Annotated in this window: 15 protein-coding genes and 1 tRNA gene; 9 read left to right on the forward strand and 7 right to left on the reverse strand. The window is 45.7% G+C overall.

Going from position 1 to position 17,025, the window contains the following annotated elements; translation table 11 throughout:
• Window positions 1–31: 31 nt before the first annotated feature.
• Window positions 32–1,348 carry a multifunctional CCA addition/repair protein gene (locus OCV19_RS14050; RefSeq protein ID WP_065676132.1) on the forward strand — a complete coding sequence of 439 codons (1,317 nt, stop codon included), beginning with the start codon at window positions 32–34 and terminating at the stop codon, window positions 1,346–1,348.
• A gap of 92 nt (window positions 1,349–1,440) precedes the next feature.
• On the opposite strand, the gene OCV19_RS14055 is transcribed toward OCV19_RS14050, so the two are convergent.
• The 3 genes from OCV19_RS14055 to folB are packed head-to-tail and all read right to left on the reverse strand — an operon-like array spanning window position 1,441 to window position 3,098.
• The gene (locus tag OCV19_RS14055) at window positions 1,441–2,244 is read right to left on the reverse strand and encodes an undecaprenyl-diphosphate phosphatase (RefSeq protein ID WP_065676133.1); all 804 of its coding nucleotides are present in this window, start codon (window positions 2,242–2,244) and stop codon (window positions 1,441–1,443) included.
• A gap of 15 nt (window positions 2,245–2,259) precedes the next feature.
• Window positions 2,260–2,742, reverse strand: a complete 483-nt coding sequence (folK, locus tag OCV19_RS14060) for a 2-amino-4-hydroxy-6-hydroxymethyldihydropteridine diphosphokinase (RefSeq protein ID WP_048662646.1) — start codon at window positions 2,740–2,742, stop codon at window positions 2,260–2,262.
• A complete protein-coding gene (folB, locus tag OCV19_RS14065; protein WP_004735969.1) occupies window positions 2,739–3,098 on the reverse strand; it encodes a dihydroneopterin aldolase in 360 nt (119 codons plus the stop codon). The genes folK and folB overlap by 4 nt, the downstream gene beginning before the upstream one ends.
• A 138-nt stretch (window positions 3,099–3,236) precedes the next feature.
• On the opposite strand from folB, the gene plsY reads away from it, so the two are divergent.
• On the forward strand, window positions 3,237–3,833 hold the full coding sequence (gene plsY, locus OCV19_RS14070; protein ID WP_009847793.1) for a glycerol-3-phosphate 1-O-acyltransferase PlsY: 597 nt from the start codon (window positions 3,237–3,239) through the stop codon (window positions 3,831–3,833).
• Between the two features lie 43 nt (window positions 3,834–3,876).
• Here the strand turns inward: plsY and OCV19_RS14075 are convergent, their stop codons facing one another.
• Complete coding sequence (locus tag OCV19_RS14075) at window positions 3,877–4,692, reverse strand: alpha/beta fold hydrolase (protein WP_065676134.1); 816 nt, start codon at window positions 4,690–4,692, stop codon at window positions 3,877–3,879.
• A gap of 106 nt (window positions 4,693–4,798) precedes the next feature.
• Window positions 4,799–5,815, reverse strand: a complete 1,017-nt coding sequence (gene tsaD / locus OCV19_RS14080) for a tRNA (adenosine(37)-N6)-threonylcarbamoyltransferase complex transferase subunit TsaD (RefSeq protein ID WP_065676135.1) — start codon at window positions 5,813–5,815, stop codon at window positions 4,799–4,801.
• A gap of 258 nt (window positions 5,816–6,073) precedes the next feature.
• On the opposite strand from tsaD, the gene rpsU reads away from it, so the two are divergent.
• From rpsU to OCV19_RS14110, 6 genes are all read left to right on the forward strand, one after another.
• Window positions 6,074–6,289, forward strand: coding sequence for a 30S ribosomal protein S21 (rpsU, locus tag OCV19_RS14085; RefSeq protein ID WP_004396009.1), 216 nt, complete (start codon window positions 6,074–6,076; stop codon window positions 6,287–6,289).
• Between the two features lie 25 nt (window positions 6,290–6,314).
• Window positions 6,315–6,758: a GatB/YqeY domain-containing protein gene (locus OCV19_RS14090; protein ID WP_017069475.1), complete on the forward strand. Its 444-nt coding sequence runs from the start codon at window positions 6,315–6,317 to the stop codon at window positions 6,756–6,758.
• A 119-nt stretch (window positions 6,759–6,877) separates the two neighbouring features.
• Complete coding sequence (dnaG, locus tag OCV19_RS14095) at window positions 6,878–8,629, forward strand: DNA primase (RefSeq protein WP_017069474.1); 1,752 nt, start codon at window positions 6,878–6,880, stop codon at window positions 8,627–8,629.
• Between the two features lie 99 nt (window positions 8,630–8,728).
• On the forward strand, window positions 8,729–10,573 hold the full coding sequence (gene rpoD / locus OCV19_RS14100) for an RNA polymerase sigma factor RpoD (RefSeq protein ID WP_048609664.1): 1,845 nt from the start codon (window positions 8,729–8,731) through the stop codon (window positions 10,571–10,573).
• A gap of 163 nt (window positions 10,574–10,736) precedes the next feature.
• A tRNA-Ile gene (locus tag OCV19_RS14105) sits at window positions 10,737–10,812 on the forward strand.
• Between the two features lie 203 nt (window positions 10,813–11,015).
• On the forward strand, window positions 11,016–12,284 hold the full coding sequence (locus tag OCV19_RS14110; protein WP_065676136.1) for an O-acetylhomoserine aminocarboxypropyltransferase/cysteine synthase family protein: 1,269 nt from the start codon (window positions 11,016–11,018) through the stop codon (window positions 12,282–12,284).
• A 102-nt stretch (window positions 12,285–12,386) separates the two neighbouring features.
• Here the strand turns inward: OCV19_RS14110 and glmS are convergent, their stop codons facing one another.
• The gene (gene glmS / locus OCV19_RS14115) at window positions 12,387–14,219 is read right to left on the reverse strand and encodes a glutamine--fructose-6-phosphate transaminase (isomerizing) (protein WP_065676137.1); all 1,833 of its coding nucleotides are present in this window, start codon (window positions 14,217–14,219) and stop codon (window positions 12,387–12,389) included.
• 107 nt (window positions 14,220–14,326) lie between these two features.
• Window positions 14,327–15,097, reverse strand: a complete 771-nt coding sequence (locus tag OCV19_RS14120) for a DeoR/GlpR family DNA-binding transcription regulator (protein ID WP_048614888.1) — start codon at window positions 15,095–15,097, stop codon at window positions 14,327–14,329.
• A gap of 429 nt (window positions 15,098–15,526) precedes the next feature.
• Between OCV19_RS14120 and pykF the strand changes: the two genes are divergently transcribed.
• On the forward strand, window positions 15,527–16,939 hold the full coding sequence (gene pykF / locus OCV19_RS14125; protein ID WP_017061403.1) for a pyruvate kinase PykF: 1,413 nt from the start codon (window positions 15,527–15,529) through the stop codon (window positions 16,937–16,939).
• The last annotated feature ends 86 nt before the right edge of the window (window positions 16,940–17,025 follow it).

Consider the following 17,025-nt stretch of genomic DNA (forward strand, 5'->3'; position numbering starts at 1 on the left):
GCCCTATAATTACGATTAATGGAAAGTACCATTGCTTGCAGTAAAGTCCAGCAGTGATAAAACATTTCGAGGTGATAAGTTGCAAATTTACGATAGCCTACCAAAAGACAACGGGCTACAACGCTATCTAGTCGGTGGAGCAGTGCGCGATAAGCTGCTCAATATTGATAGTTATGATAGAGACTGGGTCGTGGTAGGGAGTACCCCTCAACAGATGGAAAACCTTGGCTTTACTGCTGTGGGAAAAGATTTCCCCGTATTCTTACACCCAAAAACCAAAGAAGAGCACGCACTGGCTCGCACTGAGAGAAAATCCGGTTCCGGTTACACTGGCTTTGAGTGCTACTTCGCTCCAAACGTGAGTTTGGAAGAAGATCTGATGCGTCGAGATCTGACCATCAACGCTATAGCTCAAGATGATAAAGGCCAACTTCACGATCCTTATCATGGTCAGAAAGATCTCTCAGATCGTATCTTAAGACACGTTTCAGACGCTTTTGTTGAAGACCCTCTTCGTGTACTGCGTGTGGCTCGCTTCGCCGCCAAGCTTCACCATCTTAACTTCACGGTTGCACCTGAAACCATGGATATGATGAGTGAGATCGTCCAATCTGGTGAGCTGGCACACCTCACTGCAGAGCGAGTTTGGCAAGAGTGGCATAAGTCTCTTAGTACGCCGCACCCTGAAGTGTTCCTCTCTATATTGAAAGAATGTGGTGCATTGGCAGTCGTATTACCTGAGATTGACGCTCTATTTGGCGTCCCTCAACCTGAAAAATGGCACCCTGAAATCGACACGGGTATTCACACTCTGATGGTTGCTCAGCAAGCCGCACTATTAAGCCCATCGCTACCGGTACGATTTGCAGCTCAAGTGCATGACTTAGGTAAAGGCGTCACGCCAGAAAGCGAATGGCCAAGCCACAAATTGCATTGCCATACAGGCTTAAAAATCATTAAGAAGCTGTGTGAACGAGTCAGGGTACCCAATGAGTTCAGAGACCTTGCGCTGTTAGTGTGCGAGCAACATTCTAATATCCACCGCGCAGGTGAACTAAAGCCAACCACCTTTCTCAAGGTTCTCAACAAGTTTGATGTTTGGCGTAAGCCAGATAGGCTCGACGATATACTGCTTTGCTGCCAAGCCGATCACGCTGGCCGAAAAGGATTAGAAGATCAACCTTATCCTCAAAAAGCGCGTTTTGAAGTGGCTTACCAAGCGGCGCTTCAAGTCGAAGTCAAAGCGATCATTGCCGATGGTTTTCAAGGCAAAGATATTCGAGAAGAACAAGAGAAGCGTAGAGCCATCGCAATTGAAAACGCCCTATCAGAACTCGCTAGCAGTTAATCGTCACCGCACTAACTAAAGCGCATTAAAAAGCCCGCAGTTAAGCGGGCCTTTTGTTTCAATCTTTACAGCGAGATCGTTGCCTGTGTCTGTTACTGCATCATCAAGAAAGCAAACAGACCACAACCTAGAATCAGGCGGTAGATAACGAACGGTGTCATGCCCATACGAGAGATAAGCTTCAAGAAGAAGTGGATACAGATGTAAGCACTGATGAAAGACACCGCAACGCCCGTTAGCAAAGTGCCAACATGGATTGGGTCACCGCTTGTCACCAACTTCAGACCTAAATAACCACCAGCCAGAGTGATGATTGGGATAGACATCAAGAAAGAGAATCGAGCTGCTGCTTCGCGTGTGAAACCAAGATACAGCGCCGCGGTAATGGTTGCACCAGAACGAGACGTGCCCGGAATGATCGCCATTGCTTGAGCAAGGCCTATAAACAGCGCCTTTTTCCAACCCGCTTGGTATTCGTCATCACGCAAGCTTGAATTCTTATCCACCCACCATAACAACAGACCGAAGATAATCGTTGTGGTTGCGATCACCCACGCACTGCGTAAGTAAAGCTCAACAATATCTTTTATCAACAAACCAAAGATACACGCTGGAATCGTCGCGAGAATGATCATCCACGCTAACTTCGCTTCCTTGCTGCGATCGCCTTTAAACACTGAACCAAAGAATGCGCTCAACAGAGAGACCACTTCTTTACGGAAATAGATAACGACGGCGGCTAAAGTACCGACATGGACAGCAACATCAAAAGCCAAGCCTTGATCTTCCCAACCTAAAACAGCAGAAGGAAGGATTAAATGTGCAGAACTGGAAATAGGTAAAAACTCAGTAAAGCCTTGCACCAACGCCAACATAAACGCTTCAAAATAACTCATTACTTACCTTAAAAATTATAGTTTTATATCTACGACAGAGAGCGAGTCTAATTGCTGCATCTTCTGCCATATTTCACTGACGGTTCTTCCGTCTTGCGGGATCACTCTCGCAGGACAAAGATCATAAAGCGGTTGTGTTACAAAAGGATATTTGTAGATATCACTGCGTGGTAATTCTGGTTCGCGCTCAGAAACCACCTCTCCAAACAGCACAATATCAAGATCGAGTTTTCGATCTTGAAGTTTGTGCGCATCTTGAGAGCGACCCCATTTAAACTCAATTTTACGCAGCTGCTGTGAAAATTCAGTCAATGAGAGTGACGTGTCGAGCTCTATCACAAAGTTATAAAACGGATGGCTATTAAAACCCACGGGCTCACAGTGATAGATTTTAGAGCATTTAAGGTTAGTCCCTAACGATTGAAGCTCTGTCCATGCCACCCTTGCATGCTTGTCGCGGTCTATGTTCGTGCCAACACCAACATAGGCTACTGTCATGCTTGGCCTCGTTCGATGATCACGCCAACAGCTTTTGCTTGTGGTACTGCGCCCGGTTTAGCCAAGCGGATTTTGATCCAAGGCACAGAGAATTGAGTCATGATCAATTCAGCGACTTCTTCAGCCACACGCTCCACTAACAGGAATCGGCCATTCGCAATGTGGTCAAGCACGGCAGTACTCACAGTCGAGTAATCCAAAGCATCAACCACATCATCACTCTTACCTGCAGGGCGGTTGTCATGAGCCATTTCAATATCAAGCACAAGTTTTTGTTTAATCTCTTGTTCCCAATCGTAAACACCGATCGTTGTAATTACTTCTAGCTGTTCAATGAAAACTTTATCCAGTGCCATGACTTGTCCTTTTAGAGGTCGGATACCCATATTGGGGAAAAAAACGTATTATTTGCGTAATTCGAGATATGATATCAATTACTCTTGGATTGAGCATTATTTTCCCATCGTTAGGCTTATAACCGTTTAAGGAAAGACATGACCCCATTGGCACTAATCATGATCATTGCAGCCTATTTGCTAGGTTCAATCTCTAGTGCGGTCTTGATATGCCGAGTCTTAAGGCTTCCTGATCCAAGAACGGTGGGCTCCAATAACCCTGGTGCCACTAATGTACTGCGCGTTGGCGGTAAAGGCGCAGCTGCAGCAGTCCTCCTGTGTGACATGCTGAAAGGCACTATCCCTGTCTGGCTTGGCTACTACCTCAAGATCGACCCAATCATTCTAGGGGTTGTGGCAATTGCGGCATGTCTGGGCCATATGTATCCGATCTTCTTCCACTTCAAAGGTGGTAAAGGCGTGGCAACCGCACTCGGCGCTATCGCCCCAATAGGATTCGATCTAACAGGAATGATCATGGCGACTTGGTTAGTGGTCGCGTTTTTGTTTCGTTACTCTTCTTTAGCGGCACTGGTTACTGTGCTACTTGCCCCTTTCTACGCTTGGTTAGTCAAACCTCAATACACACTGCCTGTAGCCATGTTGTGTTGTTTGATCGTGTTGCGTCACCATCAGAATATCCGCCGCCTACTCGATGGCAGCGAACCAAAACTCGGACAAAAAAAATCGGCTTAAACTGTCACGTCTAAGCCGAACCATAATATTTAGTATTTAAACCTTACAGCAGATGTTTATCTAAAAACGTCTTCAGCATTGTGTTCACAAACTCTGGTTGCTCTAACGAGCTAATATGACCTGCGCCAGGAATCACCACTAATTCACTGCCCGTAATACAATCATGCATTAAGTATGACTCAAGTACCGGACGTGGCTTATCTTCTTGTCCTACAGCAATCAAAACTGGCAGTGCAAAGTTCTCTACCGCTTCAATCATATCGCGACGCCCAAACACCATTCGACCGATTCGTGCCACTTCTTCTGCTTTCTCACCCTCAAGTGATGATAGCTGCTGAGTAAAACCTTCCACTAAAGCTGGTGAGTTAGTTTGAGCATCATTGGCGAAGAACAGTGGAACAACCGCTTCTACAATCGGCTGAGGAACCATTTTGGTTTGAGTAATGGTATCTAACATGCTGAAGTACTTAGCGTGAGCAACTTCTGGCTCGAGCCCTACGAAAGTATCCATTAGAACCAGAGACTTGATACGTGCAGGTGCAAGCTCCGCTAACTCAGTCCCCCACATACCGCCAACCGATAAGCCAACCACTGAGAATTCTTCGATCTCTAAATGATCAAGCAGAGCCAAAACGTGCTGAGCGTAATCTTTCAAGTTACGCATCGAAGTGGGTGCTGCTTGAGATTCACCGTGAGACCAAAGCTCTGGAACAATACAACGATACTGAGTTTTTAACGCTTCGATCTGCGGCTTCCACATTGCACTATCCCAAAGGTAGCTGTGGCCGAGTACAACAACAGGGCCTTGACCTTCATCTAGGTACGCCATCGATTGATTGTCTACTGTGAACTTGTTCATTTTCTTCCCTAATCTCTATCAGCAATTATTTATCGACATACAGTCGGTAAGCTAGGATATAAAAACGGCCGCACAAGGCGACCGTTTATCGAAACACTATAGTCAATTACGCAATTGGCTCTAGCTGGTCAATAGGCCAACGCGGTGTGGCATGAACAGACAAATCCGCCGTTTCGCCATTCTTCAGGCGCTGCATGCCCGCATAAGCGATCATCGCACCGTTATCTGTACAGAACTCAGTGCGTGGGTAGTACACCTCACCACCGATTTTATTAGCCAATGCCTCAAGCTCAACACGCAGTTGTTTGTTGGCACTTACACCGCCAGCAATCACTATACGTTTCATGCCCGTTTCAACCAAGGCACGCTTACACTTGATTACTAAGGTTGCACAAACGGCTTCTTGGAACGCGTAAGCGATATCAGCGCGAGTTTGGTCATCATTATCGTTATCACGAATGGTATTCGCTGCGAACGTCTTCAGACCAGAAAAGCTCATATCTAAACCCGGACGATCGGTCATTGGGCGCGGGAACTTAAAACGGCCCGGAGTGCCTTTTTCCGCCAAACGAGATAGCAGTGGACCACCAGGGTAATCTAAGCCCATCAGTTTCGCGGTTTTATCAAACGCTTCACCCGCTGCATCATCAATCGATTCACCAAGGATTCGGTATTCACCAATACCTTTCACTTCTACCATCATGGTATGGCCGCCAGAAACCAGCAGAGCCACAAATGGGAATGGAGGAGGGTTGTCTTCTAACATTGGCGCAAGAAGGTGACCTTCCATATGGTGAACAGGCACAGCAGGCACGCCCCACGCATAAGCAATACTGCGACCAATCGTTGCACCTACAAGCAAAGCACCCACTAAACCAGGGCCAGCTGTGTAAGCCACACCATCAATGTCTTTCGACGTTAGGTTAGCTTCAGCTAATGCCGCTTTAATAAGAGGAATTGTTTTTTTCACGTGGTCACGCGAAGCTAGCTCAGGCACCACACCACCGTAATCGGCGTGCAGCTTTACTTGGCTATATAATTGATGAGAAAGCAGCCCTTGCTCATCATCATAAATCGCGATTCCTGTTTCATCACAAGAGGTTTCAATACCAATAATGCGCATAATTTTCTCGGCACGCTTTCGTCTAAAATGGGAAATTAGCGCAATATTACCCTGCCTAAGCTCTTCAAACAAATATTGTACAGACTATAATCGACAAAGTGCTTTACAAAGCCACTGTGATCGGATTAAAATTCCGCACCATTTTTGATCAAGCTGGTTAATGGCCAAACGCGAATAGAGAGTTAGCTCGATGGGTAACTTCTCTGATTTGGTACTGAGTGGCCAGCGATAATGAATAACCCCTGAGGTGAAAGGCATATGCCAATAGTTAAAGTACGTGAAAACGAACCGTTCGACGTTGCACTACGTCGTTTCAAGCGCTCTTGTGAAAAAGCAGGTATCCTTTCTGAAGTTCGCCGTCGCGAGCACTACGAAAAGCCAACTACAGTTCGCAAACGCGCTAAAGCAGCAGCTCAAAAGCGTCACGCTAAGAAGCTAGCTCGCGAAAACGCACGTCGCGTTCGCCTGTACTAATAACTTAATCCATAAGGACTGAGTTATGGCTCTTATTGAACAACTCAAAGAAGAGCAAAAATTAGCGATGAAAGCCAAGGACAAACCGCGCCTTGGCACTATCCGCTTAGCTCTTTCAGCAATTAAGCAACGTGAAGTTGACGAACGGATCACTCTGAACGACGACGACATTCTTGCTGTATTAGTTAAAATGGTTAAGCAACGTCGCGATTCTGTTGCTCAATATGAATCGGCAAATCGTCAAGATCTTGCTGACGTGGAAAAAGCAGAAATTACGGTACTTGAAGGCTTTATGCCTCAACCGCTAACTGATGAAGAAGTTATTGCACTACTTGATAGCGCAATCGCCGAAGCTCAACCAGCGGGCATGCAAGACATGGGTAAAGTAATGGCTATCTTGAAACCACAAATTCAAGGGCGTGCAGATATGGGTAAAGTTAGTGGTTTAGTTCGTTCTAAACTCGCTTAATCCCAAATCAAATTGCAACAAGCCGTGCAATCCTTCGGAACGCACGGCTTGTTTGTATCTGTAACCTATTCAAACTATTATTATCCACACTCTCAGTTAGTGCATTTTTCTAAGGTTTTATGGCAGGACACATCCCGCGTAGTTTCATCGATGATCTCCTAGCGCGTCTCGACATTGTCGACATTGTGGACGCACGCGTGAAACTTAAGAAAAAAGGCAAAAACTATGGTGCATGTTGCCCATTCCACAACGAAAAGACCCCTTCTTTTAGCGTAAGCCAAGAAAAACAGTTTTATCACTGCTTTGGTTGTGGCGTACACGGTAATGCTATCGACTTCATTATGGAGTTCGAACGTCTCGATTTTGTTGAAGCTATTGAAGAGCTAGCCTCTTTCTTAGGCCTCGATGTTCCTAGAGAACAGCGCAGCGGCGAGATATCAACAGCACCAAGAGCCAACAGCGAACAAAAACGTAACCTCTACGATTTGATGGGCGGCATCAGTAATTTTTACCGCTCTCAACTGAAAATATCAGCCAACAAACCTGCGATTGATTACCTAAAGAATCGTGGTCTTTCGGGCGAGATTGTCCAGAAGTTTGGTATTGGTTATGTGGCCGATGAGTGGGACTTAGTTCGTAAGAACTTTGGCCAACAGAAAGAAGCCCAAGACATGCTCGTGACTGGCGGCATGCTAATTGAGAACGATAAAGGTAACCGATACGACCGATTCCGTGGACGCGTAATGTTCCCGATTCGTGATCGTCGTGGCCGTGTGATTGGTTTTGGTGGTCGTGTATTAGAAGACGGCACACCCAAATACCTCAACTCACCAGAAACGCCTATCTTCCATAAAGGTAAAGAGCTTTACGGCCTTTATGAAGTGCTGCAAGCCTACCGTGAACCGCCGCAAATTCTTGTGGTTGAAGGTTACATGGATGTCGTGGCACTCGCGCAATATGGTGTCGATTACTCAGTAGCATCACTGGGCACCTCGACAACTGGCGACCACGTTCAAATGTTGTTCCGTCAGACCAGCACTGTGGTTTGTTGTTACGATGGTGACCGAGCAGGTAAAGAGGCCGCATGGCGCGCACTAGAAAACGCACTTGAGTATCTGAAAACAGGTAACACGCTTAAGTTTCTGTTCTTGCCCGACGGTGAAGACCCAGACAGCTATATTAGAGAGCATGGCAAAGCCGCTTTTGAACAGCTAGTCCACAATGCGACGCCGCTTTCGACCTATTTGTTCGATAACCTGATTGAAATACACAAGTTAAACTTGGGAACAACCGAAGGGAAATCAGCACTGCGTGCACACGCCAGCGCCTTGATTAACAAAATCCCTGACAGTTACTTCCAAGAATTGCTCGAAAAACTGCTCGATGAGCGAACTGGATTTGATAACCAATTGCGACGTGCGCGTGTTCATACACAGAACCCGACACCTCAACCGCATAAAGAGCTCAAGCGCACTCCAATGCGTGAAGTTATCGCTTTGCTTATCCAAAATCCGAGCTATGCTGATATGGTACCGGATTTATCAAGTGTCAAAGGCTTACAGTTGCCTGGACTAAGTTTATTCGTCGAAGTACTTGATAAATGCCACGCGCATCCCCATATCAACACAGGCCAATTATTAGAGCATTGGCGACACAATAAACATGAGGCTCTTCTGTCTCGTCTCGCGAGCTGGGAAATCCCCCTCGACGAAGACAATCAAGAAGACATATTTTTAGACTCATTGGACAATATACTTGCCCAGTGCGTTGAAAAACAAATTGAAAACCTGCAGGCCAAAGCAAGAAGCGTCGGTTTATCAGCCGAAGAAAAAAGGGAGCTACTAGCTTTAATGCTAGATCTAAAAGCGTAACCCTGTTTGATTAGTCAGCATTTAATAAATTTGTTAACATAATTGGTTTGCATTTGAGAATGCAACGTCCTTCACCAGACCTGAAGTTGGATATCATCTATGGATCAAAATCCGCAGTCACAGCTTAAATTACTTGTTATTAAAGGCAAGGAACAAGGCTATCTGACCTACGCCGAAGTAAACGACCACCTACCTGCAGAAATCGTGGATTCTGAACAGGTAGAAGACATCATTCAAATGATCAACGACATGGGTATCAAGGTAGTTGAAACTGCACCTGATGCTGATGATCTAGCTCTTAATGATGACGATGCCAATATAGATGAAGATGCAGCTGAAGCTGCTGCTGCTGCGCTTTCAAGCGTAGAGAGCGAGATTGGCCGTACTACTGACCCTGTTCGTATGTACATGCGTGAAATGGGCACAGTTGAGCTACTGACTCGTGAAGGCGAGATCGACATTGCGAAGCGTATTGAAGATGGTATCAATACAGTTCAACTATCGGTTGCTGAGTACCCTGGCACTATTCCATACATCTTGGAACAGTTTGACCGCGTACAAGCAGAAGAGATTCGCTTAACAGACCTAATCAATGGCTTTGTTGACCCTGACGACGATGGCACAGCTGCGCCAACGGCGACTCACATCGGTTCAGAACTTGCTGAAACTGATCTGGAAGACGAAGACAAAGAAGAAGCTGAAGACGACGAGGAAGAGGAAGAAGAAGATACAGGTATCGATCCTGAGCTTGCTCTTGAGAAGTTCACAGCGCTTCGCACTAGCTACCAGAACCGTCAGCTAGCGATCAACGAGTACGGCCATGAAAGCCCGAAAGCAATGCTTGCAACAACAATGATGCAAGACGTATTCAAAGAGTTCCGTCTAACACCAAAACAGTTTGATTACCTAGTAAACGAACTGCGTAACTCTATGGATCGCGTACGTACTCAAGAACGTCTAATCATGCGTCAAACGGTTGAGTACGGCAAAATGCCGAAGAAATCTTTCATTGCTCTATTTACTGGCAACGAATCTAGCGAAGCATGGTTGGATGAAGTTCTTGCTTCAGACAAGCCATACGCAGAAAAGATCAAACGTAACGAGCACGACATCCGTCGCTCTATCCAAAAACTGGATATGATCGAACGTGAAACGTCTCTTACTGTTCAAAGCATCAAAGATATCAGCCGTCGTATGTCTATCGGTGAAGCGAAAGCTCGTCGTGCGAAGAAAGAAATGGTTGAAGCGAACTTACGTCTAGTAATCTCGATTGCTAAGAAGTACACAAACCGTGGTCTACAATTCCTGGATCTAATCCAAGAAGGTAACATCGGTCTGATGAAAGCGGTAGATAAGTTTGAATACCGTCGTGGTTACAAGTTCTCTACTTACGCTACTTGGTGGATCCGTCAAGCAATCACTCGTTCGATTGCCGACCAAGCTCGTACTATCCGTATTCCGGTTCACATGATCGAAACGATCAACAAACTAAACCGTATCTCTCGTCAAATGCTACAAGAGATGGGTCGTGAACCACTTCCGGAAGAACTGGCTGAACGCATGCAAATGCCTGAAGACAAGATCCGTAAAGTACTGAAAATCGCTAAAGAGCCAATCTCAATGGAGACACCAATCGGTGACGACGAAGATTCGCACCTAGGTGATTTCATCGAGGATACAACGCTAGAACTACCTTTAGACTCTGCAACGGCAACAAGCCTACGCGGCGCAACTAAAGACGTTCTTGCTGGCCTAACGCCTCGTGAAGCTAAAGTACTGCGTATGCGTTTCGGTATCGACATGAACACTGACCACACTCTTGAAGAAGTGGGCAAGCAGTTCGACGTAACTCGTGAACGTATCCGTCAGATCGAAGCAAAAGCACTGCGTAAACTTCGTCACCCAAGCCGCTCAGAAACTCTGCGTAGCTTCCTAGACGAGTAATCACACGCTTTAGTGTGGTTAGCTTTTAAGCATAAATAAGAAAAGGTGAGCGTTGGCTCACCTTTTTTTTATCCGTATGATTTAAGTGGCTAAGATGTAAGCGGAATTGCCCCTTATAGTGTCTAGACACCACTGAATGCTTCCCCTATAATCTATGCCCTACGGCCCCTTAGCTCAGTGGTTAGAGCGCACGACTCATAATCGTTCGGTCCCCAGTTCAAATCTGGGAGGGGCCACCAAATTAGAAAAGCCAGAACAGTTCACGCTGCTCTGGCTTTTTGCTTTTCTGGTTCAGTACCAATCACTCCCTACACTTCTTAACCAAAACGAATTGTCCCGCACACAATTCCAATTGCCTCTCTGTGACTAAACATGCTTTTCTTTTATAAAAAAATCGGCAATATGAGAGTACACAAATCGCTCAATAGTTCAGGGAAGACTCATGAAAGACGAAACACTCTCGATTCACTTCGGTTACGACACTGATCCAACAACCAAATCCGTTGCCACTCCTATTTATCAAACCGTCGCGTACGAATTCGATGACGCACAACACGGCGCCGACCTCTTCAACCTTGCGGTGCCAGGCAATATCTACACTCGCATAATGAACCCAACCAATGATGTGTTAGAAAAACGCATGGCAGCCTTAGAAGGGGGGATTGCAGGCTTAGTCGTGAGTGCAGGCAGTGCTGCGATTAACTACGCGATTCAAACCTTGGCACAAATCGGGGACAACATTGTTTCAACGCCTCAACTTTACGGTGGCACATACACCCTATTTGCTCACATGCTACCAAACCAAGGGATTGAAGTTCGCTTTGCTAAAGACGACAAACCAGAAAGCTTAGCGGCACTGATCGATGAAAAAACCAAGGCGGTTTACTGTGAAAGTATTGGTAACCCTGCTGGCAATATCATCGACTTAGAACGTGTTGCAGAACTTGCCCACGCACAAGGTGTGCCTGTGATTGTTGATAACACGGTGGCGACGCCTGTGCTGTGTAAACCTATCGATTTTGGAGCCGACATAGTGGTGCACTCACTAACCAAATACGTGGGTGGTCACGGTACAACGTTAGGTGGCGTGATTGTCGATTCAGGCAAATTCCCATGGGCACAACACAAAGACCGCTTCCCTGTATTTAATCAGCCAGAACCCTCTTACCATGGTGTGGTTTATACCGAGGCCTTTGGTGAGGCTGCGTTTATTGGTCGTGCTAGAACGGTTCCCCTGCGTAATACAGGTGCAGCACTGTCACCAATGAATGCTTTCATGTTGATGCAAGGTTTGGAGACGTTGTCGCTGCGTATGGAGCGACACACAGAGAACGCCTTGAAAGTAGCAGAATACCTAAAACAACACGAGAAAGTCAGCTGGGTAAGTTACGCTGGCCTGCCTGATTCGGAATTCTACCCACTCGCTGAAAAGTACATGCAAGGTAAGCCATCGGCTATTCTATCTTTTGGCTTAAAAGACGGTTATGAAGCCGGTGTTCGTTTTTATGATGCACTGCAAATCTTCAAGCGTCTGGTTAACATTGGCGATGCGAAATCTCTCGCTTGTCACCCAGCTTCGACGACACACCGTCAACTAAGCGAAGCTGAGCAGAAACAAGCGGGAGTGTCACCAGAGATGATTCGCCTATCAGTAGGTATCGAGCACATCGACGATATCTTGGCTGACCTAGAGCAAGCACTTACCGCTTAATGACGCTAGAGCTAGCTCTAACACTGATCGTTAACTAACAGACATAAAAAAGCCCATCACAGGATGGGCTTCTTATTATCTATATCTTAGATAAGCTATCGATTACTCAACCGTAACCGCTTTCGCAAGGTTACGAGGTTGGTCAACATCGGTACCCTTGATTAGCGCTACGTGGTAAGACAGCAACTGCATCGGTACTGTGTAGTAGATAGGTGCTGTTACTTCATTTACGTGAGGCATCTTGATGATCTTCATGTTCTCATCGCTTTCAAAGCCAGCGTCTTGGTCTGCGAATACATAAAGTAGACCGCCACGAGCACGTACTTCTTCAACGTTCGATTTCAGCTTCTCTAGCAAGTCGTTGCTTGGTGCAATAACGACTACAGGCATATCTGCATCGATAAGAGCCAAAGGACCGTGCTTCAGCTCACCAGCCGCGTATGCTTCTGCGTGGATGTAAGAGATCTCTTTCAGTTTAAGAGACGCTTCCATCGCGATTGGGTAGAACTCACCACGACCCAAGAACAGTGTGTGATGCTTATCAGCAAAATCAGGTGCTAGCGCTTCGATCTCTTTATCAAACGCTAATGCTTTCTCGATATCAGCAGGCAGTTGGTGAAGTGCTTGAACGATTTCCGCTTCTTTCTCTTCATTGATGCGACCTTGTAGACGACCAATTGACGTTACCATCATCAGCATTGCTGCTAGTTGAGTTGTGAAAGCTTTAGTAGAAGCAACACCGATCTCTGTTCCTGCGCGAGTCATGAAGGCAAAATCAGATTCACGAACCAGCGAAGAACCTGCAACGTTACAGATGGTCATTGCTGACATGTAACCCTTCTCTTTTGCAAGACGAAGTGCAGCAAGCGTATCAGCCGTTTCACCAGACTGAGACAGAGTCACCAATAGGCTGTTCGGACGAACAACGAAATCACGGTAACGGAATTCAGAAGCAATCTCTACGTCACAGCTTACGCCAGCTAGAGATTCAAACCAGTAACGCGCAGCCATGCCTGAGTTGTAAGACGTACCACATGCGATGATCTGCACGTGTTCAACCTTGCTTAGGATCTCTTCAGCTTTAACGCCGATCGCGTTAGTGATAACCGAAGTGTCAGAGATACGGCCTTCCATTGTATTGATCAGCGCTGTTGGCTGCTCGAAGATCTCTTTCTGCATGAAGTGGCGGTATTGACCTTTGTCACCAGCGTCATGTTCAGCGTTTGATTCAACGATTTCACGCTCAACACGCTCGCCCGCGACATCAAATACAGTAACATCACGACGAGTCACCTCAGCAACATCACCTTCTTCTAGGTACATGAAGCGACGAGTTACGCTCAGTAGCGCCAGTTGGTCAGAAGCAAGGAAGTTCTCACCGACACCAAAACCGATAACGATTGGGCTACCAGAACGAGCCACAACAATACGGCTAGGATCTTTGCGATCAACCGCAACCGTGCCGTACGCACCGTCTAATTGTTTTGCTGTTTTCTGTAGTGCTTCAACCAAAGAAGCTGAAGTGCGAAGTTCCCACTCAACTAGGTGAGCGATAACTTCTGTATCCGTTTGTGAAGTAAATACGTAACCACGCTCTTGCAGCATAGCGCGCAGTGCTTCGTGGTTTTCGATAATGCCATTGTGTACAACAGCGATATCACCAGACATGTGTGGGTGTGCGTTCGCTTCAGATGGCTCACCATGTGTCGCCCAACGTGTATGAGCGATACCTGTACCGCCAATCACTTGTTGCTCTTCTACTGCGTCAGCTAGCTCTTGTACTTTACCTAGGCGGCGTACACGAGTTAGGTTAGATTCAGTATCGACTACAGCGACACCAGCTGAATCGTAGCCACGGTATTCTAGACGACGAAGGCCTTCTACTAAAATTTCAGCTACATCACGCTGTGCTACTGCACCAACAATTCCACACATAGTTTCACTCCATCAATTTTGTTTTATTCCTATTGGCAGCAAGCAAAGGCCAGATCTTCATTAAGATCAATTATAGGAAGGTAAATGCATAATATTTAAATTTGTTTTTACGCTGGATCGGTCAGGATCACTCGAACATCATGTGATTCGATACTTGCTTTGGATTCTTCGCCTAAGTCTGTATCGGTAATTAAGATGTCAATGTGTTCCCATGCCAGCTCTAAGTTCGGGATCTTTCGTCCCACTTTTTCCGACTCAACCATCACGATCACTTCTCGTGACACTTCAGCCATTACTTTGCTCAGGCCAACCAGTTCGTTAAACGTGGTTGTGCCTCTATCGAGGTCGATACCATCGGCCCCAATAAATAGTTGGTCAAAATCGTAAGCGCGAAGCACCGACTCTGCGACTTTGCCTTGGAAAGAGTCCGAATGGGTATCCCAAGTGCCGCCAGTCATTAATAACGTCGGCTCACTTTCAAGCTCATTAAGCGCATTAGCGACGTGCAATGAGTTGGTCATCACAACCAAACCACGCTTAGCATTAAGCTGCTGAATTAGGGCACCGGTAGTACTGCCACTATCGATCACGATACGGTTATGGTCGCGAATTAAATCTGCAGCGGCTTTTGCCAATGAAACCTTTCGAGTCGAAACTTGTTGACCCAGTTCTTCGTTGACAACCTCTTTCGGTAACGAAATCGCACCACCATAACGGCGTAAAAGCTGACCGTTTTTCTCTAAAGACGCCAAGTCCTTTCTAATAGTGACCTCTGAGGTTTCGAACTTAGCGGATAATTCATCAACACTAACCTCCCCTTTTTCATTCACTAGGTTAGAAATTGCATGTCTTCTAAGCTGGGTGTTTCGTTTCGACATTTAAAAAAGGCCATTAAGTTTCGATGTGAAACATATTATAGTTACAACGAAACTATTTAGTCCATTTATTTTGATCCAAAAAATTAATAAATAGCGATAAAACCTTGTCCTAAGACAATTGTTAAGCAGTGATATTGAACTCATTAGGTGGTAGAATCCGCACCCGAAAAGAAAAAAAATTACAAAACTGACTGTTATTTTTTTGCAACTTACCCCCTATATAGTGGGGTAAGTCACAGAAAACCGATATTGAATCAAAATCTTTTAGTCATAAAATGACTAAAATTGATGAAAGACTTACAACTCTGAAGGACATATTGGAAATCCCGCGCTTTTACACAACAGGCACAAAATGTTGATGTAGCGGACCAATCTTCAGAACTTAAATAAATTTCAAATTGTAACAATACTTACCGGAGAGTACCTTCCATGAAAAAGACCAAAATCGTATGTACGATTGGCCCTAAAACTGAATCTGTAGAGAAGCTAACTGAACTAGTAGATGCTGGCATGAACGTTATGCGTCTTAACTTCTCTCACGGTGATTTCGCAGAGCACGGCACTCGTATCGCGAACTTCCGTAAAGTAATGGAAAACAAAGGTGAGCAACTTGCTATCCTTCTAGATACTAAAGGTCCAGAAATCCGTACTATCAAACTTGAAGATGGTAACGACGTAGATCTAGTAGCTGGTCAAGAGTTCACTTTCACAACTGACGCAACAGTTGTTGGTAACAAAGACGTAGTAGCAGTAACTTACCTAGGTTTCGCTAAAGACCTAACAGCGGGTAACACTATCCTTGTTGATGACGGCCTAATCGAAATGGAAGTTATCGCAACAACAGAAACTGAAGTTAAGTGTAAAGTTCTTAACAACGGTGCTCTAGGCGAAAACAAAGGTGTTAACCTTCCTGGCGTTTCTGTTCAACTTCCAGCTCTTTCTGAGAAAGACAAAGCTGACCTTAAGTTTGGTTGTGAGCAAGGCGTAGATTTCGTTGCTGCTTCTTTCATCCGTAAAGAAGAAGACGTTAAAGAAATCCGTGAGCTTCTAAACGCTAACGGCGGCGAGAACATCCACATCATTTCTAAGATTGAAAACCAAGAAGGTGTAGATAACTTCGATTCAATCCTTGAAGCTTCTGACGGCATCATGGTTGCTCGTGGTGACCTAGGTGTTGAAATCCCAGCTGAAGAAGTAATCTTCGCTCAGAAGATGATGATCGAGAAGTGTAACCGTGCACGTAAGATGGTTATCACTGCAACTCAAATGCTTGACTCTATGATCAGCAACCCACGTCCAACTCGTGCAGAAGCGGGTGACGTTGCGAACGCAATCATGGATGGTACTGATGCAGTAATGCTTTCTGGTGAAACTGCTAAAGGTAAGTACCCAGTTGAAGCTGTTACTATCATGGCTCAAATCGCGAACCGTACTGATTCAGCTCTTAAAGCTGAGCTAGGTTCTCGTCTAGACAGCCCACGTCTACGCATCACTGAAGCAGTATGTAAAGGCGCTGTAGACACAGCAGAGAAGCTAGCTGCTCCTCTAATCGTTGTTGCAACTGAAGGCGGTAAGTCTGCACGTTCAGTACGTAAGTACTTCCCAACTGCAAACATCCTAGCTCTAACAACTAACGAAAAGACAGCTGCACAGCTAGTTCTTACTAAAGGTGTTAAGCCAGTTCTTGTTGACTCTATCGAGAACACAGACGCGTTCTACATCAACGGTAAAGAAATTGCTCTACAATCTGGCCTAGGTAACAAAGGCGACATCGTAGTTATGGTTTCTGGTGCTCTAGTAGCTTCTGGTACTACAAACACGGCATCTGTTCACGTTCTATAAGAATGAACCGATTCGCATAAAATATAAAAGAGGGCTTCGGCCCTCTTTTTTTATGAAACAAAATCTTGCCTAACTTTTCAGTACGC

Origin of the sequence: Vibrio celticus (assembly GCF_024347335.1) — a bacterium.
Classification (GTDB): Bacteria; Pseudomonadota; Gammaproteobacteria; order Enterobacterales; family Vibrionaceae; genus Vibrio; species Vibrio celticus.

What these genes read in the sequence shown, in the direction of transcription:
- OCV19_RS14055 (WP_065676133.1), bottom strand. Translation starts at nt 2,244, where the DNA reads ATGAGTTATTTTGAAGCGTTTATGTTGGCGTTGGTGCAAGGCTTTACT.
- folK (WP_048662646.1), bottom strand. Translation starts at nt 2,742, where the DNA reads ATGACAGTAGCCTATGTTGGTGTTGGCACGAACATAGACCGCGACAAG.
- folB (WP_004735969.1), bottom strand. Translation starts at nt 3,098, where the DNA reads ATGGCACTGGATAAAGTTTTCATTGAACAGCTAGAAGTAATTACAACG.
- plsY (WP_009847793.1), top strand. Translation starts at nt 3,237, where the DNA reads ATGACCCCATTGGCACTAATCATGATCATTGCAGCCTATTTGCTAGGT.
- OCV19_RS14075 (WP_065676134.1), bottom strand. Translation starts at nt 4,692, where the DNA reads ATGAACAAGTTCACAGTAGACAATCAATCGATGGCGTACCTAGATGAA.
- tsaD (WP_065676135.1), bottom strand. Translation starts at nt 5,815, where the DNA reads ATGCGCATTATTGGTATTGAAACCTCTTGTGATGAAACAGGAATCGCG.
- rpsU (WP_004396009.1), top strand. Translation starts at nt 6,074, where the DNA reads ATGCCAATAGTTAAAGTACGTGAAAACGAACCGTTCGACGTTGCACTA.
- OCV19_RS14090 (WP_017069475.1), top strand. Translation starts at nt 6,315, where the DNA reads ATGGCTCTTATTGAACAACTCAAAGAAGAGCAAAAATTAGCGATGAAA.
- dnaG (WP_017069474.1), top strand. Translation starts at nt 6,878, where the DNA reads ATGGCAGGACACATCCCGCGTAGTTTCATCGATGATCTCCTAGCGCGT.
- rpoD (WP_048609664.1), top strand. Translation starts at nt 8,729, where the DNA reads ATGGATCAAAATCCGCAGTCACAGCTTAAATTACTTGTTATTAAAGGC.
- OCV19_RS14110 (WP_065676136.1), top strand. Translation starts at nt 11,016, where the DNA reads ATGAAAGACGAAACACTCTCGATTCACTTCGGTTACGACACTGATCCA.
- glmS (WP_065676137.1), bottom strand. Translation starts at nt 14,219, where the DNA reads ATGTGTGGAATTGTTGGTGCAGTAGCACAGCGTGATGTAGCTGAAATT.
- OCV19_RS14120 (WP_048614888.1), bottom strand. Translation starts at nt 15,097, where the DNA reads ATGTCGAAACGAAACACCCAGCTTAGAAGACATGCAATTTCTAACCTA.
- pykF (WP_017061403.1), top strand. Translation starts at nt 15,527, where the DNA reads ATGAAAAAGACCAAAATCGTATGTACGATTGGCCCTAAAACTGAATCT.